Raw genomic sequence first — 26188 nt, forward strand, 5'->3', positions numbered from 1 at the left:
CACTATGGATCGTAAACATCTAGCAAATGCAATCCGTGCGCTAAGCATGGATGGTGTTCAACAAGCTAACTCTGGTCACCCAGGTGCACCTATGGGTATGGCTGACATCGCTGAAGTTCTTTGGCGCTCTCATCTAAACCACAACCCATCAAACCCTGAGTGGGCAGACCGCGACCGTTTCGTGCTGTCTAACGGCCACGGCTCAATGCTGATTTACTCTCTACTGCACCTTGCAGGTTACGAGTTGTCTATCGACGATCTGAAAAACTTCCGTCAGCTTCACTCAAAAACCCCAGGTCACCCAGAGTACGGTTACGCGCCAGGTATCGAGACCACAACGGGTCCGCTAGGTCAAGGCATCACTAACGCGGTTGGTATGGCTCTAGCTGAAAAAGCGCTAGCAGCGCAATTCAACAAAGAAGGCCACGACATCGTTGACCACTTCACTTACGTGTTCATGGGCGACGGCTGTCTGATGGAAGGTATTTCGCACGAGGCATGTTCTCTTGCAGGTACTCTAGGTCTAGGCAAGCTGATCGCGTTCTGGGATGACAACGGCATCTCTATCGACGGTCACGTTGAAGGTTGGTTCTCTGACGACACACCTAAGCGTTTCGAAGCTTACGGTTGGCACGTAATCCCTGCAGTCGATGGTCACGATGCTGACGCAATCAACGCAGCAATTGAAGCAGCGAAAGCGGATCCACGTCCTACACTTATCTGTACTAAGACTATCATCGGTTTTGGTTCACCAAACAAATCTGGTTCACACGATTGTCACGGTGCGCCACTAGGTGCAGAAGAAATCGCAGCAACACGCAAAGAACTAGGTTGGGAGCACGGTCCTTTTGAAATTCCGCAAGAAGTCTACGCAGAATGGTCAGCGAAAGAAACAGGCGCAGCTAAGGAAGCAGCGTGGAACGAGAAATTTGCAGCTTATGAAGCAGCGTACCCTGAGCTGGCAGCTGAATTTAAACGCCGCGTAAACGGTGAGCTTCCTGCACAGTGGGAAGAGAAAGCAAGCCAAATCATTGCTGATCTTCAAGCTAACCCAGCAAACATTGCATCACGTAAAGCGTCTCAAAATGCTCTAGAAGCATTTGGTGCTCTACTACCAGAGTTCATGGGTGGTTCTGCTGACCTAGCACCTTCTAACCTAACAATGTGGTCTGGTTCTAAGTCTCTAGAAGCAAGCGACTTCTCTGGTAACTACATCCACTACGGCGTACGTGAATTCGGTATGACAGCGATCATGAACGGTATCGCGCTACACGGTGGTTTCGTTCCTTACGGCGCAACATTCCTAATGTTCATGGAGTATGCACGTAACGCAATGCGTATGGCTGCACTGATGAAAATTCAGAACATCCAAGTGTACACGCATGACTCTATCGGTCTTGGCGAAGATGGTCCAACTCACCAACCAGTTGAGCAAATGGCATCGCTACGCCTAACACCAAACATGAGCACATGGCGTCCATGTGACCAAGTTGAGTCCGCTGTAGCTTGGAAACTAGCGATTGAACGTAAAGATGCACCGACAGCACTTATCTTCTCTCGTCAAAACCTTGCGCAACAAGAGCGCACAGTAGAACAAGTAGCAGACATCGCGAAAGGTGCTTACATTCTGAAAGATTGCGAAGGCAAGCCAGAGCTAATCCTTATCGCAACAGGTTCTGAAGTTGAACTAGCAGTAGAAGCAGCAGCACAGCTAACTGCTGAAGGTAAGAAAGTACGCGTTGTTTCAATGCCATCAACAGACGCATTCGACAAACAAGACGCCGCTTACCGTGAAGCTGTACTGCCATCAGACGTAACAGCACGTATCGCAATTGAAGCAGGTATTGCTGACTTCTGGTACAAGTACGTAGGCTTCGACGGTCGCATCATCGGTATGACTTCATTCGGTGAATCTGCACCAGCTGGCGAACTATTCAAAATGTTTGGTTTCACAACTGAAAACGTAGTGAACACAGCAAAAGAGCTACTCGCGTAATTGCAGTAAAAAGGTAGTCAGTTTTCTCTATTGCGAATGTGAAAACTGAAAAGCCCCACCAGCAATGGCGGGGCTTTCTTTTATCTGGCTCCTATTCGCATAAACGCAGCCAGGACATAAACATCACAACTTTCGTTACGACTATTTGTCTTCAAATCGAAGTGCGAGCTGATAGAAATCTTGTACTTGGTCTTTCAACTGTCGGCTATTTTGCTCAACTGAATGTGTTGCTGCCAAGTTTTGTTCTGCGGTCGAAGCAATAGAATGAATGTGCTGGTTTACATCACTAGATAGCTTTAACTGGTTATTCGCCGCTTCTGCTACATCAACCATCAGCCCACTCATGGTTTGCATCATCTGTTCAACTTCAGACAAACGCAACGCGCTTTGTTCTGCTACTTGAGAACAGGCATCGGTTTGCTCTTTGTTTGCCAGAATATCTTTCTGCCAACTTTGAATCGTTGCCAACATAGTGGAGATAGAGGCTTGGATTTGTTCAGTTGCATTGGATGTTCGCCCAGAAAGCGCGCGGACCTCATCAGCTACAACAGCAAAACCACGACCTTGCTCCCCTGCTCTTGCCGCTTCAATCGCCGCGTTGAGTGCCAGTAAATTGGTTTGCTCTGCGATCCCACCAATCTCTTCCATCAAATGGTTCACCTTCTGCGCCTGATCACTCAGTTGATACGTCGTTTCCGTCGCTTTTTCAGCTTGAAGGCTTAACTTCGCTAGATTGGTGTGCGTTTGATCGATGGTCTCCTTCGCCATCAAGCATGACTTCAATGTATCATCAATCAACATATGGGCATCATTGGTACTCGAAGAAACCGAATTTGCCGACGACTCCACCTCTTGGGTAGCATCTCGCACACGATGAATATCGGTATTTTGCTGATTTAATGCAGCCGAGACTTCTGCCGTTGTTTGACTAAGCTCTTCGGCGCAATGCTGCAAAGGCAATGCGGAGTCAGTCATCCTTCCTAACACGGTTCGAATTCTTGCGGATAGCATTTTGATATGGAAATCGGCAATCGAAAATGCCGTGTTACCAGAATAGATCAAGCGACTTACGCTGTCATATTGCTTTTGTAACTTTTTAAGTTGCTGAGGTGTATCAATTAACTCTTGGCGGAATAACAGAGCTAGAACACTTGCAGGTAACGCACTTGCAAGCCAAGCCAACGGCCCTTCAACAGACAACGCATATGCGGTTGCAGGTGCGGTTAGTGCACCAAGTAGAATCGCATAGCGAATGGTTTCATTGATTTTCAACGACCAAGTTCGGCCAGACTTCTCTGCAGCACGCATGCTTTTGTAGGCTTTTGTCGCAATATCAACCCACTCTCGCTTTGGTTTCACGCGCACTGATTGATACCCAACAACATGGTTGTCTTCGTAGATAGGGGTGACATAAGCATCAACCCAATAGTAACCGCCAGACTTAGTGGCATTCTTAACCATTCCACGCCAGGCTTTACCTTGTTTAAGGCGTGCCCACATATCACCGAAAGCGGCTTTAGGCATATCTTTATGACGAACTATATTATGGTTCTGACCGACAAGTTCTTCGTGAGTGTATTCAGCAACGCGGCAAAAGGCTTCATTACAATATGTAATAACACCTTGTAAGTTCGTTGTTGAGACGAGTTCCTCAGACTCCCTCACGAGAGTTTCTTGAGCTTTATGAGAAATATTGGCTGACATAGACGAAACTTCTTTAGTTTTTATTGATTTTCGGCAAGATATATACAGGATTTTTATTTTTATTACAAAAAGTTAGATAAAAAGTCTTATCAAATCGACATTTTTATTGTGGGAATTCACATTATCGATAAAAACATAAAGAGGAGATTGTTGATTTGAGCTAATAAACAAACCCGACACGATAGGCCGGGTTATATATTAAGACTTAATTAAGCGGTTTGTGATTCTGGCTTTTTATTCGTTTTTAACGCAAACATCGCGATAACGAGTAACACAAATGGAAGAACATACAGATTAAGATTCTGCCAACCTACGGTAGACTCAAGCCAACCAGATAGTAATGCGGTGATGGTGACACAACTGAACACGAAGAATTCATTAAACGCTTGAGCCTTGCTTCTGTTTTTCGCTTCATAGCTTTGACTAAACAGCCCGGTTGCTGCGATAAACATAAAGTTCCACCCTATTCCTAACAGGATTAAAGCAAGACTAAAATGCCATATAGACACTCCATGTATATTAATTCCAATACAAGCAACAAATAGCAACCCACCCGCCAAAATCATATTCTTAGCGCCAAACCGCTCTATCAGACGGCCCGTGACAAACGCAGGCGCAAACATACCCAACACGTGCCATTCGATCACTCCCGCCGCTTTATCAAAATCAAAGCCACAACCAATCATCGCTAAAGGAGTTGCTGTCATTAAAATGTTCATCACCGCGTACGCAACCATTGCCGCGATAACGGCCAGCATGAAATTAGGTCGACGAATAATCATTCTCAGCTTATCCGCCTTAGCGTGTAGCGCCTGCGTGTGTGCAGGTGGAAAACGAATGGTTTGTAGCACAACCAACGCGGTTATATAAAGCACGACAAGCACAGCAAATGCACTAATGTATAAGCCATCATCTGACCACTGCTGCGAGTACACGGCCAGATTAGGCCCAAGGATCGCCGCTAACACCCCACCCGCCATAGATATCGAAATCGCCCTATGCCTTGCCGACTCTTCACACACTTCAATGGCAGCAAACCTGTATAGAGTACCGAAACCTATACCAACACCAAGCAAAAACGTAGACATGCAGAACAGATAGAAGTTTTGTTGACTTAATGCATACGTCGCTAGACTAGCACCCAAAATGCCAATGACATTACCAAGGCTAAAACCAAGGCGACGCCCTAACTTGCCCATAATTAGCGACGCAGGAATTGTCGCGGCCATCAGTCCCAAAAACTGCAATGCAACTGGTAATGTGATAAAACTTGATGACGGCGCAAGTGTTTTGCCAATAAGGGCAATAACAGATATGAGTAAAATATTCCCTGTCATTAATAAGGCTTGGCAGAGGGATAGAAGCCATACATTACGATTCAATTCCAAATTCCTTTTGGTTACAACGTATACAGATAACATATAGGAAAGCAGAAACAATAGAAAGATATGAGAGTAATTCTCAACAAAAAGAGCCAGAGGCATAGTACCTCTGGCTCTTCACTATTCACTTTTCGCTTTTAAAAAGTTTTTCTGTTGAGCTTACTTGTTGCGGCGCGCTTTTACTGCATCAGAAAGCTGACGAAGTACCGTTTCCGTGTCTTCCCAGCCAATACATGCATCAGTGATCGACTGACCATAAGTGGCTGCTTTACCATCCACTAAGTCTTGGCGACCTTCAACTAAATGAGACTCGATCATCACTCCAAAAATGGCTTCTTCGCCACCAGAGATTTGCTCGGATACATCATCAGACACCAGCATTTGACGCTTGAACTGCTTCGAGCTGTTAGCATGGCTAAAATCAATCATCACTTTTTTCGGCAGACCTGCAGTGTCCAGCTCATCTTTAATTTGAGCTACATGTGCTGCACTGTAGTTTGGTTCTTTACCGCCACGTAGAATAATATGGCAGTCTGGATTACCAGCGGTTTCTACGATCGCGGAATGACCGTATTTTGTTACTGAAAGGAAGTGATGGGAAGCGCTTGCAGAACGAATCGCGTCGCTCGCTATTTTAATATTCCCGTCAGTACCGTTTTTGAAACCTACAGGACAAGAAAGACCAGAAGCTAGCTCGCGGTGAACCTGAGATTCTGTCGTACGAGCACCGATAGCGCCCCAACTGATCAAATCCGCCACGTACTGAGGTGTGATCATATCTAAGAATTCACTTGCCGTTGGCAAGCCCATATCGGTTAGATCAAGAAGAAGTTTACGTCCGATACGTAGACCATCATTTAGCTTATAGGTGTCATTTAAGTAAGGGTCATTGATAAGGCCTTTCCAACCAACGGTCGTACGCGGCTTTTCAAAATAAACTCGCATAACAACCTCAAGCTGCTCGCCCAGTTCATCACGTAGTACTTTTAGCTTTTTGCCGTACTCAACCGCGGCAGCCGGATCGTGAATAGAACACGGGCCAACGATCACGAGTAATCGATCGTCTTTTCCTTCAAGAATATTGTGAATGGCGTTACGGCAATCAAAAGTGGTCGAAGAAGCGGTTTCAGTCGCTGGGAACTTCTCTAATACTGCAACAGGTGGCAATAACTCTTTTACTCTATTTATTCTTACATCATCAGTTTGAAACATTACTTCTACTTCCTGGTTTTATTTCCGACCCCATTTTTACCAACTGAACTCATTGCAACATTGTTCACAAAGCGAGCAGCATCAAGGGCTGTGGTCATTTTCTGTCTAGCGTTTAAGTAACTTATCGGCTTAGGCGTAGACTTGCAATCAGTTTTTGCAAATAAATGCAAATAAAAACCACCTGTTAACCACCGCGCACAATGTAAAGTAAAGTTTACGAAAAAAAGTTCAAAATAATCATCAATTTTCTTATGCACCAAAAAATCTTTACTACAATGTAAGAAATATCAGAAGTTTGTGAGGTATTTTTGGGTAGTAAATGTTGATCAAGTTCAAATATATTGTTGCTTGATATGAAATGATTAGAATATTAAACTAATTTCTTATAAACGCTGGTTTTTTCTAATTTTTTGATAAAACGAAGTAGAAGTTAATATGCAATCAATACAAGGAAACATTATGAACAAAGTAGCAATTGCAGTAGCAGCAGTGGTAGCTGGTAGTAGCGCGCTTTTAAACTCTGCTCAAGCTGAAATGTACATCGGGGGCAAAGTGGGCATGACTACACTTGACGACGCTTGCTATCTAAATAGCCCTTGTGATGATGAAGCGTTCGGTGCAGGACTACATATCGGTTATGACTTTACCGATATCATCGGGCTAGAGTACGGCGTAGACTTCTTAGGCGACTATGAAGGAAACTCTAGGTCAGGGGCTAATACGATTAATACGATTGACGGCAATCTAACGGCTTTAACACTTGCACCTAAATTCAACTGGCACTTAAACGACTCTTGGAATCTATTTGCTAAGATCGGTGGTGCTTACATGATGTCTGATGACGAAACAGACTTTGTCCCAACAGGTTCTTTGGGTGCTGAATACTCGATCGATAGAAACTGGAGTGTTCGCGCTGAATACCAACGCTACCAAGATATGTCTGACGACGTGTGGGACGACATGGATGCTAACTTCTTTGGTATCGGTGTTAACTACAAATTCGCAGCAGCTCCAGTTGTTGCAGCAGTTGTAACGGAAGAAGTGATCGAGCCAGATCCAGAACCAGTGATGATGAGCAAGGTGCACAAAGAAGAGTACGGTACAGGTACGTTTGAATTCGATAGTGCTAAGTTAACAGAGTCCGTTTCTGAACGTCTGGACAACTTTGTTTCATTCTTGAACGAATATCCTCAAGCTCAAGTAGAGATTACTGGTTACACGGATAGCTCAGGCCCTGCGGCATACAACCAAAAACTGTCTGAGCGTCGTGCTCAATCTGTTGCTGATTACCTAACCGCAGCTGGCATTGGTTCAGATCGTTTGACAGTTAAAGGTATGGGTGAAGAAAACCCAGTTGCTGACAACAGCACTCGCGAAGGTCGTGAGAAAAACCGTCGCGTAGAAGTTGTGGTACCTTCATTTGAATACCAAGAGCTAGTTCAACCAGAATAAGCATCTATGATTCATGATCGATGATGTGGTAAAAATTAATGGGGTGCATTTGCACCCCATTTTGATCTCATATTAAGGGATATTGCCACTATGGTTTTGGGAAAAAGATCAACTCATTATCTTGCACCATAACGCAATCCATACCAGCTGCATGCGCCGCTCGCTTCCCCAACTCAGTATCCTCGAACACAAGACACTGTGACGCCTCCAAGTCGAGTTGTTCCGCGGCCACCAAAAAGGTATCTGGAAAGGGTTTATGGTTCTCTACATCACTCGCGGTTACTACAACATCCAACTTGTCTAATAAACCTGCATGGCTTAATAAGCGCATGGCACTTTCTCGTTGGCTGCCAGTCCCGACTGCAATTTTCTTATGGCCTAAATATTCCTCTAACACGATGTTCGTGCAAGGAATAACGTCACCATGAAGCTCCATAGCAGCGAATGTTTCCATTTTAAATGTCGCGACAGTTTTAGGATCTAATGAAAGCTCATGCACACGATTTAGTTCCTCAACAATTTTAAAGCTCGGCATCCCTCCTAAACTGTGAAACCACTCCTGACAAAACGGAAAATCAAAACGCTCAGCAGTTGCTTGCCAAGCTGCCAAGTGGGCTGGCATGGTATCGATTAGAGTACCATCCATATCAAATATGAATCCCTCATAGGGTCTAAAATCAATCGTGCTCATGTCTTTTCTTCTATTTGTGCATCTGTAATGTTAATTTATCAGCTCTTTCAATCGTCCTTACCGGCATTTACTTATCATGCTCAAAATTTCGAACTCCGTCACAATTCAAGAGTGGGAAATTCAATTATCCCCAATTAGAGCTCAAGGAAATGGTGGCCAGAACGTTAACAAGGTAGCGTCCGCTATACACCTGCGCTTTGATATCCGGCATTCAAGCTTACCTGACTTTTACAAAGAGCGATTACTTGCACTTTCTGATAGTCGTATAAGTAAAGATGGCGTGATCATCATCAAAGCGCAACAATTTCGGACACAAGAACAAAATAAGGAAGACGCCCTAAATCGGCTTCAAGCATTGATAAAAGCTGCCGCTTTACAGGAGAAGAAGCGTATTAAAACGAAACCAACCCGCGCTTCTCAACGCCGACGACTTGATACAAAAAACAAGCACGGAGCGAAAAAACAGCAACGTAAAAAAGTGCTGTATTAGTGCATGTCGTTTTCTCGACATGTTAGTTGAACAACGTTTGCTAGCCCTTGGAAATCTCATTGGATTTCTCTTTTTAGTTACTTATTCAGGAAACAACAATATGACTATTAGGCAAAAACTCTACTTCCTCGGAGTTATCGCCATTTTAGGCATCGTGGCCCTTTTGGGTACGTCATCCCATTTTGAAAATAAGAGCAATGATCTTAATCACGCCATCAAACTCGTTGGTGATCTAGAAATACGCTTACTCAACTTACGCAGAAATGAAAAAGATTTCCTACTGCGTAGTAATGACAAATATCTAAATAAGTTTGACGCCAATGTTGACAAGTTTATAGACACAGAAAAAGAGCTTGCGAACATACTCAAGAGTAATGAATTACCTTCCAGTCAACAATTTAAGCAAGACTTGCTCGCATACCAAAGGGGCTTTCAGAATCTGGTCAGCGCTTACCAACGATACGGGCTTGATTCAAAGAGTGGGCTTCTCGCCGGTTACGAACAAGCACTATTAGAAGCTAAACAACGTTCAGACCACCAGCAGTTATTGGCATTAGTCCGTTTTGACTCTGTGGTAAAAGCAGGACTATTCAATAGTGACTTGCTTGAGGGGCAATATGCTCCGGAGCTTATCAAAACAGGTAAGCAATTGGCGGCCCAAAAGCAAGTTGTTGGGGTTGCTTATGACAAAGGCCTACTCGGTGAAACTCGCGCATTATCCCATGCCGTAGAAGAGCAATTTGAAACCTTTTCCACAGCCCTTAGCTCTGCTGCCGCACAACGTGATGAACAAATGTCGACCATCAAGCAGGTCATTACAGCTCTGATCTTAGTCGTTATTTTCGCATTGATTTGGCAAATTTCACGTTCAATCAATACGCGAGTGAATAGCTTACTTGGCACCATTCGAAGTATCAGCGAAACGAACAACATGGGACTTCGATCTGATTTGAAAGGTCAAGACGAGCTATTTGATATCAGTCATCACCTCAATGACCTATTGGATAAGCTTGAGCATCTAATTAGTAGTACCCAAGAAAAATCGGCGCAACTCACTGCAAGTACCGATAATATGCATCGTGAGTTAGAAGGCGTTATGGAGCAATTCCACACTCAAACTGACCACACTGCATCAATGGCGACGGCAGTTCAGCAAATGGTTGCCACAATAGGTGAAATCTCTGAAAGCACATCAGTTGCGGTAGAAGGCGTACATCAGGCAGCGAATAATGCCGAACAAGGTCGAGGAGTTGTTGAGGCGACGGTAACCAACATCGGTCAACTAACCACGATTTTATCAAACAGCCAGCAGTCGATTGGCTCGCTGAATCAGCATGTAGATAAAATTGGTGGTGCCGTGAACATCATCCAAGAGATTGCAGAGCAAACCAACCTACTAGCTCTCAACGCAGCAATTGAAGCCGCGCGAGCAGGCGAACAAGGCCGCGGGTTTGCAGTTGTCGCCGATGAAGTACGCGCCCTAGCTAGCCGAACTCATCAATCCACAGAGGAAATCACGCGGGTCGTTGCAGACATTCAAACTCAAATGTCTACAGTTGTTGCTGATATTGATCAATGTAACGATCAAGGGCAACAAACACTTAATGCTTCTGAAAAACTGGATTCTAGCCTGCAACAGATCATTACTGACATGCATTCAATTCAAGGTAATTCGGAGCGCATAGCTTCAGCAATTGAAGAACAAGGTATCGTGATGAACCAAGTTAGCGGTTCAATCACCGAGCTAAACGCAATATCTGAGAATAACATGCAATCCGCTCAGGAATGCTTGCATGAAGTGAACTCTGTCTCTGCTCAAGCTCATGATATGGATGAAGCCGTTGCACAATTCAAAACTGCGCTAAAATAACCCTTTTCAAAATAGAAAGCCCGAGGCAATCATTGCTTCGGGCTTTTTTTCAATTGTCACTTCGTGCTTACTGCGCACTTCGGATGTGATTACTCATCATCAAGAGGAACCAGCTTGGTGTTGCCGCCATGAACTTTCTCACGCTGTCTTTGCACCAGAGCGTAGAAGCCTGGGATCAAGAATGTACCTGCTAGAAGCACACACAATAGACCACCAATCAGCGACACGCCGAGTGAGTTTTGACTCACGTGCCCCGCGCCAGCGGCAAAGATAAGCGGGAAGATACCCAGGATAAATGACCAAGAGGTCATATTCACAGCGCGGAAACGTAACGTGCCTCCTTTAACCGCTGCACTATCGATATCAGCATCTTTTTCTTCACGCTCTTGCTTGGCGAACTCCACAATCAAAATTGCGTTTTTCGCCGCCAAGGCTATGAGCAAGACAAGACCAATTTGGGCATACAAGTTAAGCGGCGTGCCAGTTAGATTCAACGCAAGGAAGGAACCTAACGTTGCTACTGGGACCACCAAAATAATAGCCAGTGGAATACTCCAACTCTCATACTGAGCCACCATAAACAAGTAAATGAAGATCAAAGCCAGCGCAAACGCATAAATGGCTTGGTTACCCGCAAGCACTTCCTGATAAGCCATACCTGTCCATTCATACGTGTACCCTTGCGGAAGAACTTCCGCAGCAACGCGTTCCATTGCGGCAATCGCATCACCACTAGAGTAACCCGGAGCTGGTTGGCCTTGAATGATAGCACTGCGGTACATGTTGTAACGCCACGCCACATCAGGCTCAAACACTTGCTCGTAGCTCACTAGCGTACTTAACGGAACCATATCACCGTTCGAAGAACGAACATGGAAACGCTCTAGATCTTCCATGCTGCTACGATGCTGACTATCAGCTTGCATGGTTACGCGGAAGTTCTTACCAAACATGGTGAAGTCATTCACATAAAGCGAACCTAAGTTGCCTTGCAAGGTTTGGAAAATAGACGACAGCGAAATACCTAATTGCTGCGCTTTCTCACGATCGATATCAACGTAGTAGTGCGGAACATTCGCGCGGAACGTGCTAAACGTGTAGGCAATTTCAGGCGCTTGGTTAGCCGCTTGGATCATTTCTCCCATGACCATCGACAAGTCGGTACGACTTCGCCCTAGCGTGTCTTCAAGCACAAACTCAAAACCAGACGCAGCGCCCATACCAGGAACCGCTGGTGGTCCCATCGCAAAAACAACCGCTTGAGGTAACTCTGTCGCCGCTCGACCGTTAATACGTGCCGCGATAGCATTAGCAGAGTGCTCTCCTTGCAGCGAGTTACGAGTATCCCAGTCATGCAATTTGATAAATACAGAAGCACCGTTTGATGCTGCTGCGCCTGTCATAAACGAGTAACCGTTCGCAACCGTCACACCATCCACACCAGGTTCTTCACCGATCATTTTCATTAAATCATTGGTGACTTCTTCAGTACGTGATAAAGAGGCTGAATCTGGTAGCTGTACGTTAACCAGCAAAATGCCTTTATCTTCTTGAGGAACAAACGCTGTAGAGGTGGTTTTCGCAAAGAAAGTGACCGCTGCGATAGCAACTATAAAGAACGTCACGAGCAGTAAAGACTTCTTCACCAAGAAACCAGCGATCTGGCCATAACGCGTAGTGATGCGCTCTAAGCCTCGGTTGAAAGCCTGGAACCAGTTAGCGGTATTGCCCCCACCCTGCTTCAATACCAGAGAACAAAGTGCTGGGGACAGCGTCAATGCATTGATGGATGAAATCACAACCGAAATACAGATGGTCAAAGCGAACTGGCGATACATGATACCGGTGATACCTGGCAGCATGGCGACGGGTATGAATACCGCAAGTAGAACCAAGGTCGACGTGATGATTGGTCCCGTGACTTCTTTCATCGCTAGCAACGTCGCTTTACGCGGTGAAATGGTTGGGTCTTTCGCCATGGTAGTATCGACGTTTTCGATAACCAGAATCGCATCGTCCACCACGATACCAATCGCAAGGATCAAGCCAAACAAAGTAACCGTATTAATGGTGAAGCCCGTTGCCTGCATGATGGCAAACGTACCAATCAGAGAAACGGGGATCGCGACAACAGGAATCAACGTTGCACGCGCACTACCCAAGAACAAGTAAGTTACAGCAATCACCAATAGAATCGCTTCAATCAGTGTTTTTACTACCCCTTTGATCGATTCAGATACGAACACGGTTGTATCGTAGCTGGTCTCGTATTCCATTCCCTCTGGGAAGTTTTTGCTCAAGCCTTCAAGGAGCTCCATGACGGCCTGACCACTTTCTAACGCATTCGCATCCGATTGAAGAGACAACGCAACGATTGACGCGTCCTGGCCACGGAACTTACCGTTACCATCGTAGAACTTTTTGCCTAGTTCAACGCGAGCAACATCTTTCAGATAAACCGTAGAGCCATTGGGATTAGCTCGAAGGACTACGTTCTCAAACTCACTCACGCTTTCCAAGCGACCTTTGGTCACAAGGTTAAACTGAACTTCTTGCGGATTGTTGTATGGTGCTGCACCTACACGCCCTGCCGCAACTTGGACGTTCTGTTCAGCCAAAGCAGCGTATACGTCTGACGTGGTTAGCTTAAGGTTGGCCATTTTTTCAGGATCTAACCAAACACGCATTGCGTATTCGCCACCACCAATCACGTTAACTTCACTGATACCTTTCGCACGAGCCAACTGATCTTTTACATTCAAGTTAATGTAGTTAATCAAGAACTGATCATCGTATTTGCCATCAGGTGAATAGAAGTTAAGCACCATCAGCAAGTCAGGTGAACGCTTTTTCACCGTCACACCAACCATGCGAACTTCTTGAGGCAGTTTTGACTCAATCTGTGACACGCGGTTTTGCACGTTAACTTGCGCCATATCTGGATCGGTGCCGACATCGAACGTGACGTTTAGGCTGTAAGAGCCATCGTTCGCGCTCTTTGAAGACATGTATATCATATCCTCAACGCCGTTGACTGAGGTCTCTATGGGATCCGCAATGGCCTGCTCGACAACTTCTGCACTCGCGCCAGTGTAGTAAGCCGAAACGCTGACTGATGGCGGACTTATCTGTGGGTACTCCGCCACTGGCAAAATCGCCAGTGAGATCGCGCCGGCTAGCGTTAATATGATCGAAATAACCAGCGCGAATTTAGGTCTCTGAATAAAGAAACGACTTAACATAGTGCCCCCTACTGCTTATCTTCAGCAGGTGCTTGAAGGCGCACTTCTACACCATTACGCACACGTTGTAGGCCTTGTGTAATAACTGTATCTTCCTGATCGAGCCCTTCTCGAATGATAATACCTTGTTCAACCTGAGGGCCAAGCTCTACGTTACGACGCTCTGCGACATTTCCCTCAGCCATCACCATCACAAAGTCACCTTCTAAGTCAGTTTGAACGGCACGTCGTGGAATAACAATAACGTCCTTCGTATTCTTATCTCTCAAGTTCACTTTGATGTGCTGACCCGGAAGTAACTTCTGATCTGGGTTTGGAACGAGCGCGCGCATAGCAATCGTACCCGTTTTGGTGTCAATACGATTACCTAAGAAATCAAGCTTACCGAGATGCTCAAAAAACTGTCCATTTTCCAGTTCAAGCTGAACTTCAACGCGGTTTGATTCAGCCGAGCCATCACCTTTTACTTGATCCATACCCATAGCTAAACGCTCACGCTCACTCACACTAAATGAGGTATGAACTGGATCTAAACTCACCAGAGTTGTCAGCACGCCAGATGACGGAGAAACCAGATCACCCGTACTCACTTTGGTATCACTAATACGTCCGCTAAAAGGTGCTCGGATTTGAGTATAGGAAAGGTTAACTTCAGCAAGTTTAAGTTGAGCATTTGCCGCTTCTAGCTCTGCTCTCGCACCAAGAAGTGCAGCTGTTAAAGCATCAAACTCAGATTGAGAGATACTACCGCGAGGCAACAAGTTTTTACCTCGAGTATGATCTAATTCGGCTTTTTTTAGCGCCGCTTTAGCTTGTGCAAGTGCGGCTTTAGCACTCGCGACTTGGGCTTCAAAAGAAGATGGCTCGATAGAGTAAAGGAGCTGCCCTTTTTCTACCATTTGCCCCTCTTCAAAGTGACGAGCTTTTAAGTAGCCAGAAATCTGCGCGGTAATATTGGTATCTTCTACTGCTTCAATGCGACCGATATAAGACTTGCTCGGTTGGTAGTCGATAACCGTGACATCCTGAGTCACTACGAGAGGCGCTTGACCTTTCGTTTGGGCATTATTAGCTTCCCCGCATCCAGCGAGGATTGCTGTAGCCGCCATTAGTGCGACAAGTGGTTTCTTTTGCATGTATTTACCGTCTTTATAGAACAGGATATTGTTGAATTCCTATCAACCTTACTCCTTGCTGCCACTGAAAACTTCACTGAAAAGCGCCCAAGGTGTTTCTAAATGTAAACATGAGAAACAAAAGGAAAATAAAGTAATTTAGTTAACAGTGGTATTCAATGAGCAATATACATACAACTCAATCATAACTATTTAATATACGCCTTAGGAGATCGCGAATTTTAGCGTGTGCTTGGAAACACTAACGGGAGTATTGTATTCGGGCGTAAAGTGAGATTCAGTGCTCAAGATAAGAACGTTTTGTGGCTAAAAAGGTAAAAAGTGACGCCTTCATACTCAAGACCCCGATTTTGACTATTTTTTTAATATAAATGGGTTATCATTCAATTAATTCAACGCCTTCGACAGAGAGGATGACTATGATTTCTAAATGGGCGAAACGCTTTTACCAGATGGCAGAACTAGTGGCGTCTTGGAGTAAGGACCCATCAACACAAGTCGGTGCCGTTATTACTAAACAGAATCGCATTGTATCTGTTGGATTTAATGGCTATCCGCATGGTGTTTCTGACAGTGTCGACACCGATGAGCGCGAGTTGAAATACCTTAAAACACTGCACGCGGAAGAGAACGCAATTTTGTTCTCAAAACGTGACTTAGACGGATGTGATATTTGGGTAACGCATTTTCCTTGCCCTAACTGCGCGGCAAAGATCATTCAAACAGGGATCTCACACGTACACTGCCCTGAGCAGTCTGAAGACTTTTTATCTCGATGGGGAGATAAAATCCAAGTCAGTCAAGATATGTTCGACCAAGCGGGTGTGAAAGTCGACTGGTTACCGCTAGAAGACATTGAAATTGAAGACAAAGACGTGCGCTAGTATTCCATCTTAATATTTAAATAGCCCAGAGAGATCTGGGCTATTTTGTTATTAAATCTGCAAGAGGTCTCGACGTAGTCTTTTAACTGTGTTTTTTCGCTGTGAGCTCAGCAATTTTGACAATAACGAGTACTGATTTTTCCATCATTTCAACAGAAATAAACTCATGAATTCCGTGGAAGTTAAAACCACCGGTGAAGATATTCGGGCACGGCAAACCCATAAAAGATAAACGAGCACCATCTGTACCACCACGAATAGGTTTTATAATCGGTTCCACATCACACGCTTCCATCGCTTGCTTTGCCAGCTCAATGATATGAGGGTAAGGCTCAACCATTTCTCTCATATTGTAATAGCTGTCTTTTATTTTTAGCTCTACAGAACCATGGCGTAAACCCGTGTTCATTTCATCGACGAGTTTCTGCATAAAGGCTTTTCGATCCTCAAGTCTTTGACGGTCAAAGTCTCTAATAATGTAACCTAGCTCGCTTCGTGCAACGCCCATTTCTGCCGATTTTAAATGGAAGAACCCTTCGTAACCTTCGGTTGTTTCCGGAGTTTGATCTTGGGGCATTTGAACTTGAAATTTCGCAGCCAAGTTCATCGCATTGACCATTTTGCCTTTTGCGGTACCTGGATGAACGCTAACTCCATGAAAAATTACATCAGCGTTTGCTGCATTAAAGTTTTCGTATTCCAATTCACCTTGCGGGCCACCATCTATAGTGTATGCCCATTTCGCGCCAAATTTTTTAACATCAAACAAATCTGCACCACGACCGATTTCTTCATCCGGAGTAAAGCCGATACAAATGTCGCCGTGTGGAATGTCTGGGTTTTCCAGTAGCAGAGCTACCGCGGAAAGAATCTCTGCGATACCGGCTTTGTTATCCGCGCCAAGTAATGTAGTGCCATCGGTAGTAATAAGATTGTGGCCATGTAGGTGATGTAAATCTGGGTATTGCACGGGAGATAACACTTCATCCCCCAACCCTAATGCAATATCGCCACCCTGGTAATCTTCGATGAATTGCGGCTTTACGTTTTTGCCAGATGCATCCGGCGCGGTATCCATATGGGCAATGAAGCCGATAGGAGGAACCGCATAATCAACATTGGCTGGCAGTTTAGCCATCAAGTAGCCATTTTTATCCAAAGTCACGTCACTTAAGCCAAGTTCGAGCATCTCTTTTTTAAGTAACTCAGCAAACACAAGCTGGCCAGGTGAACTTGGGCAAAGCGTCACATGTGGATTGGATTGGGTATCAAACGTGACGTATCGAAGAAATCTTTCAACTAAATGTTTCATATTTATTCTCATTGTTTTGTACGATGAGGCCTTATCACGCATTGATAATCTGACGTTGCCTCATCAAACCTCACGCTATGTTACGCTCATAGCTCAATAAGAATTTGCTTTGAATCATTTTTTGATAAGAAAGGCTTTTGCGCTTTGCTTTCGCTCATTGAAGCATGAATTTAATCTAAAAGTTCCTCAGCCAGTACTCGCCACTCTTTAACCTTTTCACGAAAATGACGCCATTGCTTATCGGTCATCGAACGAGAAACATCTAATGTCAGTTGATCAACCAATGCAAAGTTAGAGTCAATATTCAGAGAAAGCTGCTCACTATAATAACTCTCTGGTTCGAACAAGAGTCGCATAAATATATCTTGATAAGTCACAACATTAGATTTGTTGTCGAACAAGTATTCGAGCTCTTGATATACCGTGGCTCGATAATCTCTCCATAAAGGGCTGTTTAAAATAACTTGCTGAGAAAATGTTTGAGCTAATTGACGCTGATTTCCTGATAGATTCCCTAGCCATTCTTCCATCCACTCTTCAGTGTTATCCAGAATAATTTCACGCACTTCGTCTTCTGTCTTATCGGCATATTTTGCGTTTCGCTCTTGATAATGTTCTTGTACATTACTCAAAAACTCGCGTTCTTGATCTTTCGTTAATTGCAAACTTAACGCAAAAAGATCTGGTGCTGCTTTGCTGACCACTCTATCGTAATGCGCTCGCATTCTATCTCGATTTTGTTGCAAGTAATTTAAGGTGATATCGCTCGCTTTTAATCTCTCAAGGTCTTTTAAATGTTCGATATATAATGGTAACTCCTCTTTCTTGTGCCAGTCTGCCAACAATAATAAGCGCTCTTCCACTAGGACTTCTTGTTCCCCTTGCAACGAGACATAGTCCTCTAAGTAATCGAGCACGAACCAATCGATATTGCTGTATAAAAACTTTTTCGCACAACCGGCAAGCAGAAATACGAAGCAAAATAGAAGGCCATAACGAAGCGCCTTATTAGATACATCCTTTAATTTAGTCACTTATTCGTATTCCCTTTTCTGTTGATTAAGTTCTATACTCAACCTGTATCACTTAGTATTGCGGCAAACTTACACCAGTGTGACAAATATTGATTGCCACCTTAATAATATATAGAGTTTGAAATTAACTTTTTGATCACAGCTATCCGCAAAAAAGTGAGTTAGAGCGCAATTATCGGCTAAAAAACGTACCGAACGACGCTCCCTATAACGGCATATAATTTGCATGGATGTTTTTTGGATGGTTTATGGAGGCGAAGTATGGCAGCCGCTGAGCAACTTGATACCAGTGTAGAATATGAGATTCGATATTTTGAACAGGGGAAAATGCACTGCATGAGAGTCATTGCTGAAAGCAAAAAAGTGGCTTATCAGCACTATTTGGAGTGTGGTAAGCACAACAGTGACTTGTACTCTATTCGCCCAGACAAGTAAAAAAACCGCCTAACAGGCGGTTTTTTTATTCGTCAGAATCAATATAACTAGTTGATTTTATTTATTATTACAGATTCAAATCCAACAATGTTATTTGATGTCGCCAAAGCGCTCAAGATAAAGGACGGTTGCTGCAGTACGAGAAGGAACTTGTAGCTTTTTAAGTAAACTCTTCATATGTACTTTAACCGTAGACTCAGAGATAAAAAGACGATCGGCAATTTGCTTGTTGCGGAAACCTCTTGCCACCTCTCTTAAGATCTGCGATTCACGATCGGTCAGTGTATCAAACACGTCCTCTTGCTCTGAACGTTCACTCAAATACTTAGAAACTTCTTGGCTGTATGCCTTGTCCCCTTGGTGCGCTTGTTTTAGCAACTCAACCAACTCATCGGGCTCAGTGTCTTTCAATAAATAGCCATCGGCACCACTTCGAACTATTGCTTCTATATCTGCTGGGCTATCCGAAACGGTTAGAATGACAATTCTGGCTTCACAGCCATCTGCACGCAGTGCTTGCAAAGTATCAAGGCCAGACATGCCTTTCATATTAAGATCAAGAAGTACAAGATCCAGTTCCAGCTCATGCGCTTTCGCTACTGCATCCGCGCCATTACTTGCTTCTGCAATGACCTCAAACTCAGGCTCAAAGCTTAAAAGCTGGTGGATACCTCTTCGCATGAGTGGATGATCATCCACCAGCATTACTTTACACACTGTCACTGTTTACTTCCTTACTATGTTGGAATTCTAATTTTACGGTACAACCTTTGTTTATCGATGCTTCGATGTGAAGATCGGCATGCAGTCTAGCGGCCCGCTCTTGCATGATACTCATACCGTAATGATTTAATTTTTCGTCTTGATGTTCAAAGCCTATTCCATCGTCGCTAACGGTTACTGTGACTTTTCCATCATTATCGAGACATTGAATGTGAATATTATCTGCTTGCGCATGTTTGATAGCATTAATTGCCGCTTCTCTTATCAACTGTAGTAAATGAACCTGCTGATGTGCATCCAGTTCAGTTGATGAAAGTCTATTTTTTAGCGTAATGTCCGCAGCAGTTTGTTCACTGAGCGTTTCAACCATGTCTTGCAATGCTTGGCCAAAACTGCCCTCTTTAATCGTAAGACGAAACGTCGTCAGTAACTCGCGTAACTGCGTATAAGCGGCAGATAAGCCCGTATCTAGCTCGGCAATAACTTGATTAGCCTGCGCGATCGCCTTTTCGTCAGGCAAGTTCTTTACGCTTCTCTTCAACAAAGCGACCTGAATTTTTAAGTAAGAGAGTGCTTGAGCCAATGAATCATGCAACTCCCGAGCAATAGTGGCTCGCTCTTCCATCAGCAGAATTTGTTCTGCTTGGCGCTGCGCCCGATTGTAATACACGGCGCGTGATAAAATCTGCACGAAGTTGTCAATAAGAGCCTCGTTCGGACAAGGTAACCCTGCTTTCCAATATAAATAGCCCAAGTGCTCGCCATCTAGCATCAGGGCTTTACCGTGGCAATCTTCATCACAATCTTGGCAGCATTCTTCTCCTTCCATCAATATCCAGCTCGGTTCTCCCAGCTGCTCGATTTCAAGTTTGACCGCTTTAATGCCCTCAAGACTGACGATATGCTGCAAAATCGCCTGGAAATTGTCTTGATTAATACGCGACGCCGTGAGTTCTTTTGACGAGTCATACAGCACCTCTAAAGACTGGTTGGCATGCTGCAATTTACGTGTTTTCTCATCAACCGCTTGTTCTAATCCTCGGTACAACTTACCAAGGTCTGTCGCCATCCGGTTAAAGGTTCGAGTCAGTATTCCCATTTCATTGTCGCTAGATACATTGAGCGATATATTGAATGAGCGATTTTTAATTTGCTCGCTAGCAAAAACTAAGGCACGCAGAGGCCGAACAACTTCGAGGCGCACAAAATGAACGACAAACATACTGACACAAAGGATGCCACCCAACCCTAACCCGCCGATCCAGGCTAAGTTAATCAGTTTTTGCTCCGAAAAGCTTTGCAGCTTAAATACAAACTCATCGATTTGTTCAACAAAACCGGCCACTAGGAGTTGATATTCTGCCGGGTTGTCTCCTCTCAGCACCGCCTTGAGTTCATGCCATCTGATAATAAGACGGTAGTAATCGTGAGTGATGTCTTCAGGCACAGACCAATGCTGAAGCGCTTTCATTGAAGGTGAATATATCGAATGTTCAAATGCGTCAATATGTGAAGAATAGTCAACAGATTTAACCTGAATATCATTCGCCAGACGGTAGCTTTGCATTCGCATCGAGCCAGCAACATTGACGGCTTCAGCATCGTTCAAACTGGACGCTAACGTAAAAATCGCAAAACCAGTCGTAGCGACTGAGAGCAGCAAAATAAGAAGCATCGCGGACGCAATCGTGCGCGTCACTGACTTTTTCACATTTTTAAACAATCTGAGTTCCTCGCCCATTAACAATCCTATTTGTACGCGCAATGAACCCATTACCTTTCAACTTTATCAATATGTGATCACCTGCGACGGAATTTATTGATCCAAAACAATATTGCATACCATTTACCCCCTAAGAGGTATTTATACAAATATGTCAAAAACTACAATTTCGTTAGTTTAAATGACAGTTTATTAATGAAAATTGTGGACTATGCTTAGTTTGGGTTCCAAGTTTCGAGGTGACTAAGTGGTAGACCTTTCCAGAAGAAGACTCTTTGCAAGAAAAGCGCACCCCGACAACGCCGTACGTTTGCCTTGGTTAACTAAACCGCAACAGTTTACGGACGATTGCACTCGCTGCGGTAAATGCATTGAGGCCTGTGAAACAAAGATTATAACCAAAAGTGATGGCGGATTCCCCTCGGTCGATTTTTCCATCGATGAATGCACATTTTGCTATCAATGTGCAAACGCCTGTCCTGAGCCCCTTTTCTTGCCAAAAACAGAACAACCTTGGCAAGCAAAAGCAAGTATCAACGATAACTGCTTAGCAAAACAAAATGTCGAATGCCGAAGTTGTGGGGATATGTGCGACCCGATGGCAATTCAGTTCAAATTAGAACTGGGGAAAGTAGCACAACCCAATTTAGACCTTGATGAGTGTAACGGCTGCGGCGCCTGTGTTTCAGTGTGCCCGACTTCATCCATCAATGTGAGCAATATAACAGCCTAAGCCGAATGTCGTCGGCCAAAGGCAATAAAAATAAATGAGAGAGCTATATGTCACTAAATGAAGTGCATATTTCAAGTTTGGTAGTACATGTGCTGCCGGAACATTTGGACGAAATCAAACAAAAGATAGAAGCACACGAAAATGCGGAAATCTATGGTGACAGTCCTGAAGGCAAGATTATCGTCGTACTTGAAACTGAGAACCAAGGTTTCATCACAGACACTATCGATGCCATTAACAATTTACCGAACGTCTTAAGCACGGTATTGGTTTATCACCAAATCGAAACTGTGCTTGAAGAAACGGATGAAGAAGACACTGGAACACAACATTCCCAAATCGAGGGTGAAGTATGAAAATGACAAGACGTGCGTTTGTGAAAGCAAACGCGGCTGCATCAGCTGCTGCTGTCGCAGGTGTGACACTACCAGCATCTGCAGCCAACCTGATTGCAAGCTCTGATCAAACCAAAATCACATGGGACAAAGCACCTTGTCGTTTCTGTGGTACAGGCTGTTCTGTTCTTGTTGGCACTCAAAACGGCAAAGTGGTAGCAACACAGGGTGACCCAGAAGCACCAGTAAACAAAGGTCTGAACTGCATCAAAGGTTACTTCCTTTCTAAGATCATGTACGGTCAAGACCGTCTAACTCAACCGATGCTACGAATGAAAGATGGCAAATTCCACAAAGATGGTGAATTTACACCTATCTCTTGGGATGACGCTTTCGACATCATGGCTGAGAAATGGAAAGCTTCCCTCGAGAAAAAAGGCCCAACAAGCGTAGGTATGTTTGGCTCAGGCCAATGGACAGTAATGGAAGGCTACGCTGCATCAAAGTTAATGAAAGCAGGCTTCCGATCAAACAACATTGATCCAAACGCTCGCCACTGTATGGCTTCTGCCGTTGTAGGTTTCATGCGCGCATTCGGTATCGATGAGCCAATGGGTTGTTACGATGACTTTGAGAACGCAGACGCTTTCGTTCTTTGGGGCTCAAACATGGCAGAGATGCACCCGGTTCTATGGACTCGCATTACTGACCGCCGCCTAAGCCACCCTCACGTTAAAGTGAACGTGCTTTCTACTTACTACCATCGTTCATTTGAGTTGGCAGACCACGGCTACATTTTCAATCCTCAGTCTGACCTTGCAATTGCTAACTTCATCGCAAACTACATCATCGAAAACGATGCAGTAAACTGGGACTTCGTGAACAAACACACGAACTTCACTCAAGCAGACACTGACATCGGCTACGGTCTACGTGACGACGATCCGCTACAAAAAGCAGCGAAGAACCCGAACTCTGGCAAACTCACTTCTATCTCATTCGAAGAGTACAAGAAATCAGTAGCGCCATACACAGTAGAGAAAGCATCTGAAATCTCTGGTGTTGAGAAAGAGAAGCTTATCGAGCTTGCGAAGCAATACGCGGATCCAAACACGAAAGTGATGTCTCTATGGACGATGGGTATGAACCAGCATACTCGTGGTGTATGGATGAATAACTTGGTTTACAACATCCACCTACTAACCGGTAAGATCTCGACTCCGGGGAACAGCCCATTCTCACTAACGGGCCAACCATCAGCATGTGGTACCGCTCGTGAGGTTGGTACGTTTGCTCACCGCCTACCAGCGGACATGGTGGTTGCTAACCCTAAACACCGTAAGATTGCAGAAGACATCTGGAAACTGCCAGAAGGTACGATTCCACCAAAACCTGGCTTCCACGCCGTATTGCAAGACCGTATGCTGAATGACGGCGTTTTGAACTGTTACTGGGTTCAATGTAACAACAACATGCAAGCCGGTCCAAACATCAACACAGAGCGTCTTCCAGGTTACCGCAACCCAGAAAACTTCATCGTTGTGTCTGACCCATACCCGACAGCAACAGCACAAGCAGCAGACCTTATTCTTCCTACCGCAATGTGGATTGAAAAAGAAGGTGCTTACGGTAACGCAGAGCGTCGTACCCAAGCTTGGTACCAACAAGTGGGCACAGTCGGTCAAGCAAAATCCGACCTTTGGCAGCTAATGGAGTTCTCGAAACGCTTCAAAATGGAAGAAGTGTGGCCTGAAGAGCTTCTAGCGAAAGCGCCTCAATACCGTGGTAAAACAATGTACGACGTACTTTACCGCAATGGTAACGTCGACAAATTCCCTATCGAAGAAGCTCGTGAACTGAATGACGATGCTCACCACTTCGGTTTCTATGTTCAAAAAGGTCTGTTTGAGGAATACGCAACATTTGGCCGTGGTCACGGGCATGATTTGGCTCCATACGACCGCTACCACCAAGTACGTGGTCTACGTTGGCCTGTTGTTGATGGTAAAGAAACACAGTGGCGCTTTAAAGAAGGTTCAGACCCATACGCGAAAGAAGGTTCTGGTTGGGACTTCTACGGCAATGCTGACGGCAAAGCGAAGATCATTTCCGCGCCATACGAAGCGCCACCAGAAGTACCGAACGATGAATTTGATATGTGGTTATGTACTGGTCGTGTTCTTGAACATTGGCACACAGGCACCATGACTCGTCGTGTACCTGAATTATACAAAGCAGTACCAGACGCAGTGTGTTACATGCACCCAGAAGACGCAAAAGCACGCAATGTTCGTCGTGGTGAAGAAGTACTCATGGCAAACAAACGCGGTGAAGTACGCGTTCGTGTTGAAACTCGCGGTCGTAACCGTCCGCCAAAAGGTTTGGTATTCGTACCGTTCTTTGATGCACGTATTTTGATTAACAAGCTTATCCTAGATGCGACTGATCCACTGTCTAAACAGACAGACTTTAAGAAGTGCCCAGTCAAAATCACTAAGATTGCTTAACCTTCAGATACTGAATGCTACGGCCGTCATTATGGCGGCCTAATAAAGAATTTAAGCCATAAAGGCGGAGATGAAATGATGAAAAAATTACTTGTCGCAGTTTTATCTGTAGGTGCGTTAGTGACAGGCATTGCGCAAGCTGAGTTGGATAATCCAGGTGGTATTGGAGGTCTAGAATCTTTACGTGGAATGTCTCAATTGGAAGATACGCGTCCAGCAGACGAGTTCAAAGACTTCCCTAAAGATCAAATTGTTGAAGACAGCTATGTTTATCAACCACCGTTGATCCCACACAGCATTCGTCACTACGAAATTTCGTTAAATGCTAACAAGTGTCTTGCATGCCATAGCTGGAAAAATGCAAAAGAGTCAGGTGCGACTAAAATTAGCGTAACGCACTATGTAAACAGAGAAGATGCGGTACTGGCAGATATGTCTCCTCGTCGTTACTTCTGTTTGCAATGTCACGTTCCACAAACGGATGCAAAACCACTAGTGGAAAACGAGTTTAAGGCAGTCGATTCGCTTCAGTAATTGAAACGCGAGTACTAAGAGGTTACTTATGAAAATACTTAAAGCGTTTTGGAAGAGACTGTCGAGCCCGAGTAAAGCTGCCGCTGGTGTGGTTTTATTTCTAGGCTTCGCTGGTGGCCTTCTATTTTGGGGCGCATTCAACACAGGTATGGAAGCAACCAACACAGAAGAATTCTGTTCTGGCTGTCACGCGCCGATCGTTGCTGAAATTCAAGAAACAATTCACTACTCCAACCGTTCTGGTGTTCGTGCGATTTGTTCAGACTGTCACGTTCCTCATGAATGGACGGATAAGATCGTTCGTAAAGTACAGGCATCTAAAGAGCTATTTGCACACTTCGTAACGAAGACGATCGATACGCCAGAGAAGTTCCAAGAGCGTCGTGGACACCTCGCAGAGCGAGAGTGGGCACGTATGAAAAAGAATGACTCTCTTGAATGTCGTAACTGTCATGAGTTTGATTTCATGGATTACTCTCAGCAAGGATCACGTGCGGCAGAACAACACTCCACCGCTCTAGCTTCAGGCGAGAAAACATGTGTAGACTGTCACAAAGGTATTGCGCACAAACTACCAGACATGAGCGGCGTTGAAGGCTGGCACTAAGGAGACTTACCATGAGTACATTAGAATCTGTAATTTGGCATATCCTTGGCTACAGTGCTATGCCAGTGATTATTCTTTCCGGCTTTGTGGCGGTAGCAGCAATCTCTCTCTGGCTGCTGTCATTTGGTAAGGATAAAGAGGTGTAACGTAACGCATCTCTACTCGGCAACTAGCCTATTTGTTGAC

The 26188-nt window shown here is 44.6% G+C and carries 22 protein-coding genes; 12 read left to right on the forward strand and 10 right to left on the reverse strand.

Annotated elements, in window-relative coordinates; translation table 11 throughout:
- The first annotated feature begins 4 nt into the window (after positions 1-4).
- On the forward strand, positions 5-1996 hold the full coding sequence (tkt, locus tag R7O03_RS00310; RefSeq protein ID WP_053349254.1) for a transketolase: 1992 nt from the start codon (positions 5-7) through the stop codon (positions 1994-1996).
- A gap of 141 nt (positions 1997-2137) precedes the next feature.
- Here the strand turns inward: tkt and R7O03_RS00315 are convergent, their stop codons facing one another.
- From R7O03_RS00315 to aroG, 3 genes are all read right to left on the reverse strand, one after another.
- Positions 2138-3700: a methyl-accepting chemotaxis protein gene (locus tag R7O03_RS00315; protein ID WP_054574701.1), complete on the reverse strand. Its 1563-nt coding sequence runs from the start codon at positions 3698-3700 to the stop codon at positions 2138-2140.
- Between the two features lie 209 nt (positions 3701-3909).
- On the reverse strand, positions 3910-5082 hold the full coding sequence (locus R7O03_RS00320; protein WP_165439081.1) for an MFS transporter: 1173 nt from the start codon (positions 5080-5082) through the stop codon (positions 3910-3912).
- Positions 5083-5241: 159 nt separating this feature from the next.
- Positions 5242-6294 carry a 3-deoxy-7-phosphoheptulonate synthase AroG gene (aroG, locus tag R7O03_RS00325; RefSeq protein ID WP_005389030.1) on the reverse strand — a complete coding sequence of 351 codons (1053 nt, stop codon included), beginning with the start codon at positions 6292-6294 and terminating at the stop codon, positions 5242-5244.
- Between the two features lie 459 nt (positions 6295-6753).
- On the opposite strand from aroG, the gene R7O03_RS00330 reads away from it, so the two are divergent.
- Positions 6754-7746: an OmpA family protein gene (locus tag R7O03_RS00330; RefSeq protein WP_005373499.1), complete on the forward strand. Its 993-nt coding sequence runs from the start codon at positions 6754-6756 to the stop codon at positions 7744-7746.
- Positions 7747-7834: 88 nt separating this feature from the next.
- Here R7O03_RS00330 and R7O03_RS00335 read toward each other — a convergent pair whose 3' ends face one another.
- Complete coding sequence (locus R7O03_RS00335) at positions 7835-8437, reverse strand: beta-phosphoglucomutase family hydrolase (RefSeq protein WP_017819896.1); 603 nt, start codon at positions 8435-8437, stop codon at positions 7835-7837.
- A gap of 76 nt (positions 8438-8513) precedes the next feature.
- On the opposite strand from R7O03_RS00335, the gene arfB reads away from it, so the two are divergent.
- Both arfB and R7O03_RS00345 read left to right on the forward strand, forming a co-directional pair.
- Positions 8514-8927: an alternative ribosome rescue aminoacyl-tRNA hydrolase ArfB gene (gene arfB / locus R7O03_RS00340; protein ID WP_017635196.1), complete on the forward strand. Its 414-nt coding sequence runs from the start codon at positions 8514-8516 to the stop codon at positions 8925-8927.
- A gap of 100 nt (positions 8928-9027) precedes the next feature.
- A complete protein-coding gene (locus tag R7O03_RS00345) occupies positions 9028-10797 on the forward strand; it encodes a methyl-accepting chemotaxis protein (RefSeq protein ID WP_262628466.1) in 1770 nt (589 codons plus the stop codon).
- A gap of 89 nt (positions 10798-10886) precedes the next feature.
- On the opposite strand, the gene vmeZ is transcribed toward R7O03_RS00345, so the two are convergent.
- Positions 10887-14039, reverse strand: coding sequence for a multidrug efflux RND transporter permease subunit VmeZ (gene vmeZ / locus R7O03_RS00350; RefSeq protein WP_017635194.1), 3153 nt, complete (start codon positions 14037-14039; stop codon positions 10887-10889).
- 8 nt (positions 14040-14047) lie between these two features.
- Complete coding sequence (gene vmeY / locus R7O03_RS00355) at positions 14048-15175, reverse strand: multidrug efflux RND transporter periplasmic adaptor subunit VmeY (protein WP_054574704.1); 1128 nt, start codon at positions 15173-15175, stop codon at positions 14048-14050.
- 419 nt (positions 15176-15594) lie between these two features.
- Here vmeY and R7O03_RS00360 point away from each other — a divergent pair, with 419 nt between their 5' ends.
- A complete protein-coding gene (locus R7O03_RS00360) occupies positions 15595-16059 on the forward strand; it encodes a dCMP deaminase family protein (RefSeq protein WP_005373515.1) in 465 nt (154 codons plus the stop codon).
- Positions 16060-16141: 82 nt separating this feature from the next.
- On the opposite strand, the gene pepT is transcribed toward R7O03_RS00360, so the two are convergent.
- Positions 16142-17371 (reverse strand): peptidase T, encoded by a 1230-nt coding sequence (pepT, locus tag R7O03_RS00365; protein WP_017819893.1) that lies wholly within the window; start codon positions 17369-17371, stop codon positions 16142-16144.
- Positions 17372-17541: 170 nt separating this feature from the next.
- Positions 17542-18405 (reverse strand): DUF6279 family lipoprotein, encoded by an 864-nt coding sequence (locus R7O03_RS00370; RefSeq protein ID WP_262592093.1) that lies wholly within the window; start codon positions 18403-18405, stop codon positions 17542-17544.
- 261 nt (positions 18406-18666) lie between these two features.
- On the opposite strand from R7O03_RS00370, the gene R7O03_RS00375 reads away from it, so the two are divergent.
- On the forward strand, positions 18667-18840 hold the full coding sequence (locus tag R7O03_RS00375; protein ID WP_318131274.1) for an RNA helicase: 174 nt from the start codon (positions 18667-18669) through the stop codon (positions 18838-18840).
- Positions 18841-18930: 90 nt separating this feature from the next.
- On the opposite strand, the gene R7O03_RS00380 is transcribed toward R7O03_RS00375, so the two are convergent.
- Together R7O03_RS00380 and narQ are read right to left on the reverse strand one after the other, a co-directional pair.
- Positions 18931-19545 (reverse strand): response regulator, encoded by a 615-nt coding sequence (locus R7O03_RS00380; RefSeq protein WP_031777156.1) that lies wholly within the window; start codon positions 19543-19545, stop codon positions 18931-18933.
- Positions 19546-19549: 4 nt separating this feature from the next.
- A complete protein-coding gene (narQ, locus tag R7O03_RS00385) occupies positions 19550-21286 on the reverse strand; it encodes a nitrate/nitrite two-component system sensor histidine kinase NarQ (protein WP_025767926.1) in 1737 nt (578 codons plus the stop codon).
- Positions 21287-21533: 247 nt separating this feature from the next.
- On the opposite strand from narQ, the gene napF reads away from it, so the two are divergent.
- The 6 genes from napF to R7O03_RS00415 all read left to right on the forward strand — a co-directional run bounded on the left by napF (position 21534) and on the right by R7O03_RS00415 (position 26148).
- A complete protein-coding gene (gene napF / locus R7O03_RS00390) occupies positions 21534-22019 on the forward strand; it encodes a ferredoxin-type protein NapF (RefSeq protein ID WP_082240183.1) in 486 nt (161 codons plus the stop codon).
- Between the two features lie 47 nt (positions 22020-22066).
- A complete protein-coding gene (locus R7O03_RS00395) occupies positions 22067-22375 on the forward strand; it encodes a chaperone NapD (protein ID WP_318131275.1) in 309 nt (102 codons plus the stop codon).
- Complete coding sequence (napA, locus tag R7O03_RS00400; protein WP_005389060.1) at positions 22372-24861, forward strand: periplasmic nitrate reductase subunit alpha; 2490 nt, start codon at positions 22372-22374, stop codon at positions 24859-24861. Before R7O03_RS00395 ends, napA begins: the two co-directional genes overlap by 4 nt.
- Before the next feature lie 78 nt (positions 24862-24939).
- Positions 24940-25395, forward strand: coding sequence for a nitrate reductase cytochrome c-type subunit (locus R7O03_RS00405; protein WP_005389061.1), 456 nt, complete (start codon positions 24940-24942; stop codon positions 25393-25395).
- A gap of 28 nt (positions 25396-25423) precedes the next feature.
- Positions 25424-26002 (forward strand): NapC/NirT family cytochrome c, encoded by a 579-nt coding sequence (locus R7O03_RS00410; protein WP_005373542.1) that lies wholly within the window; start codon positions 25424-25426, stop codon positions 26000-26002.
- A gap of 11 nt (positions 26003-26013) precedes the next feature.
- Positions 26014-26148 (forward strand): TIGR02808 family protein, encoded by a 135-nt coding sequence (locus R7O03_RS00415; RefSeq protein WP_005373546.1) that lies wholly within the window; start codon positions 26014-26016, stop codon positions 26146-26148.
- Positions 26149-26188: the final 40 nt, after the last annotated feature.

This window comes from Vibrio sp. Vb2960 (assembly GCF_033337665.1).
GTDB lineage: Bacteria > Pseudomonadota > Gammaproteobacteria > Enterobacterales > Vibrionaceae > Vibrio > Vibrio alginolyticus.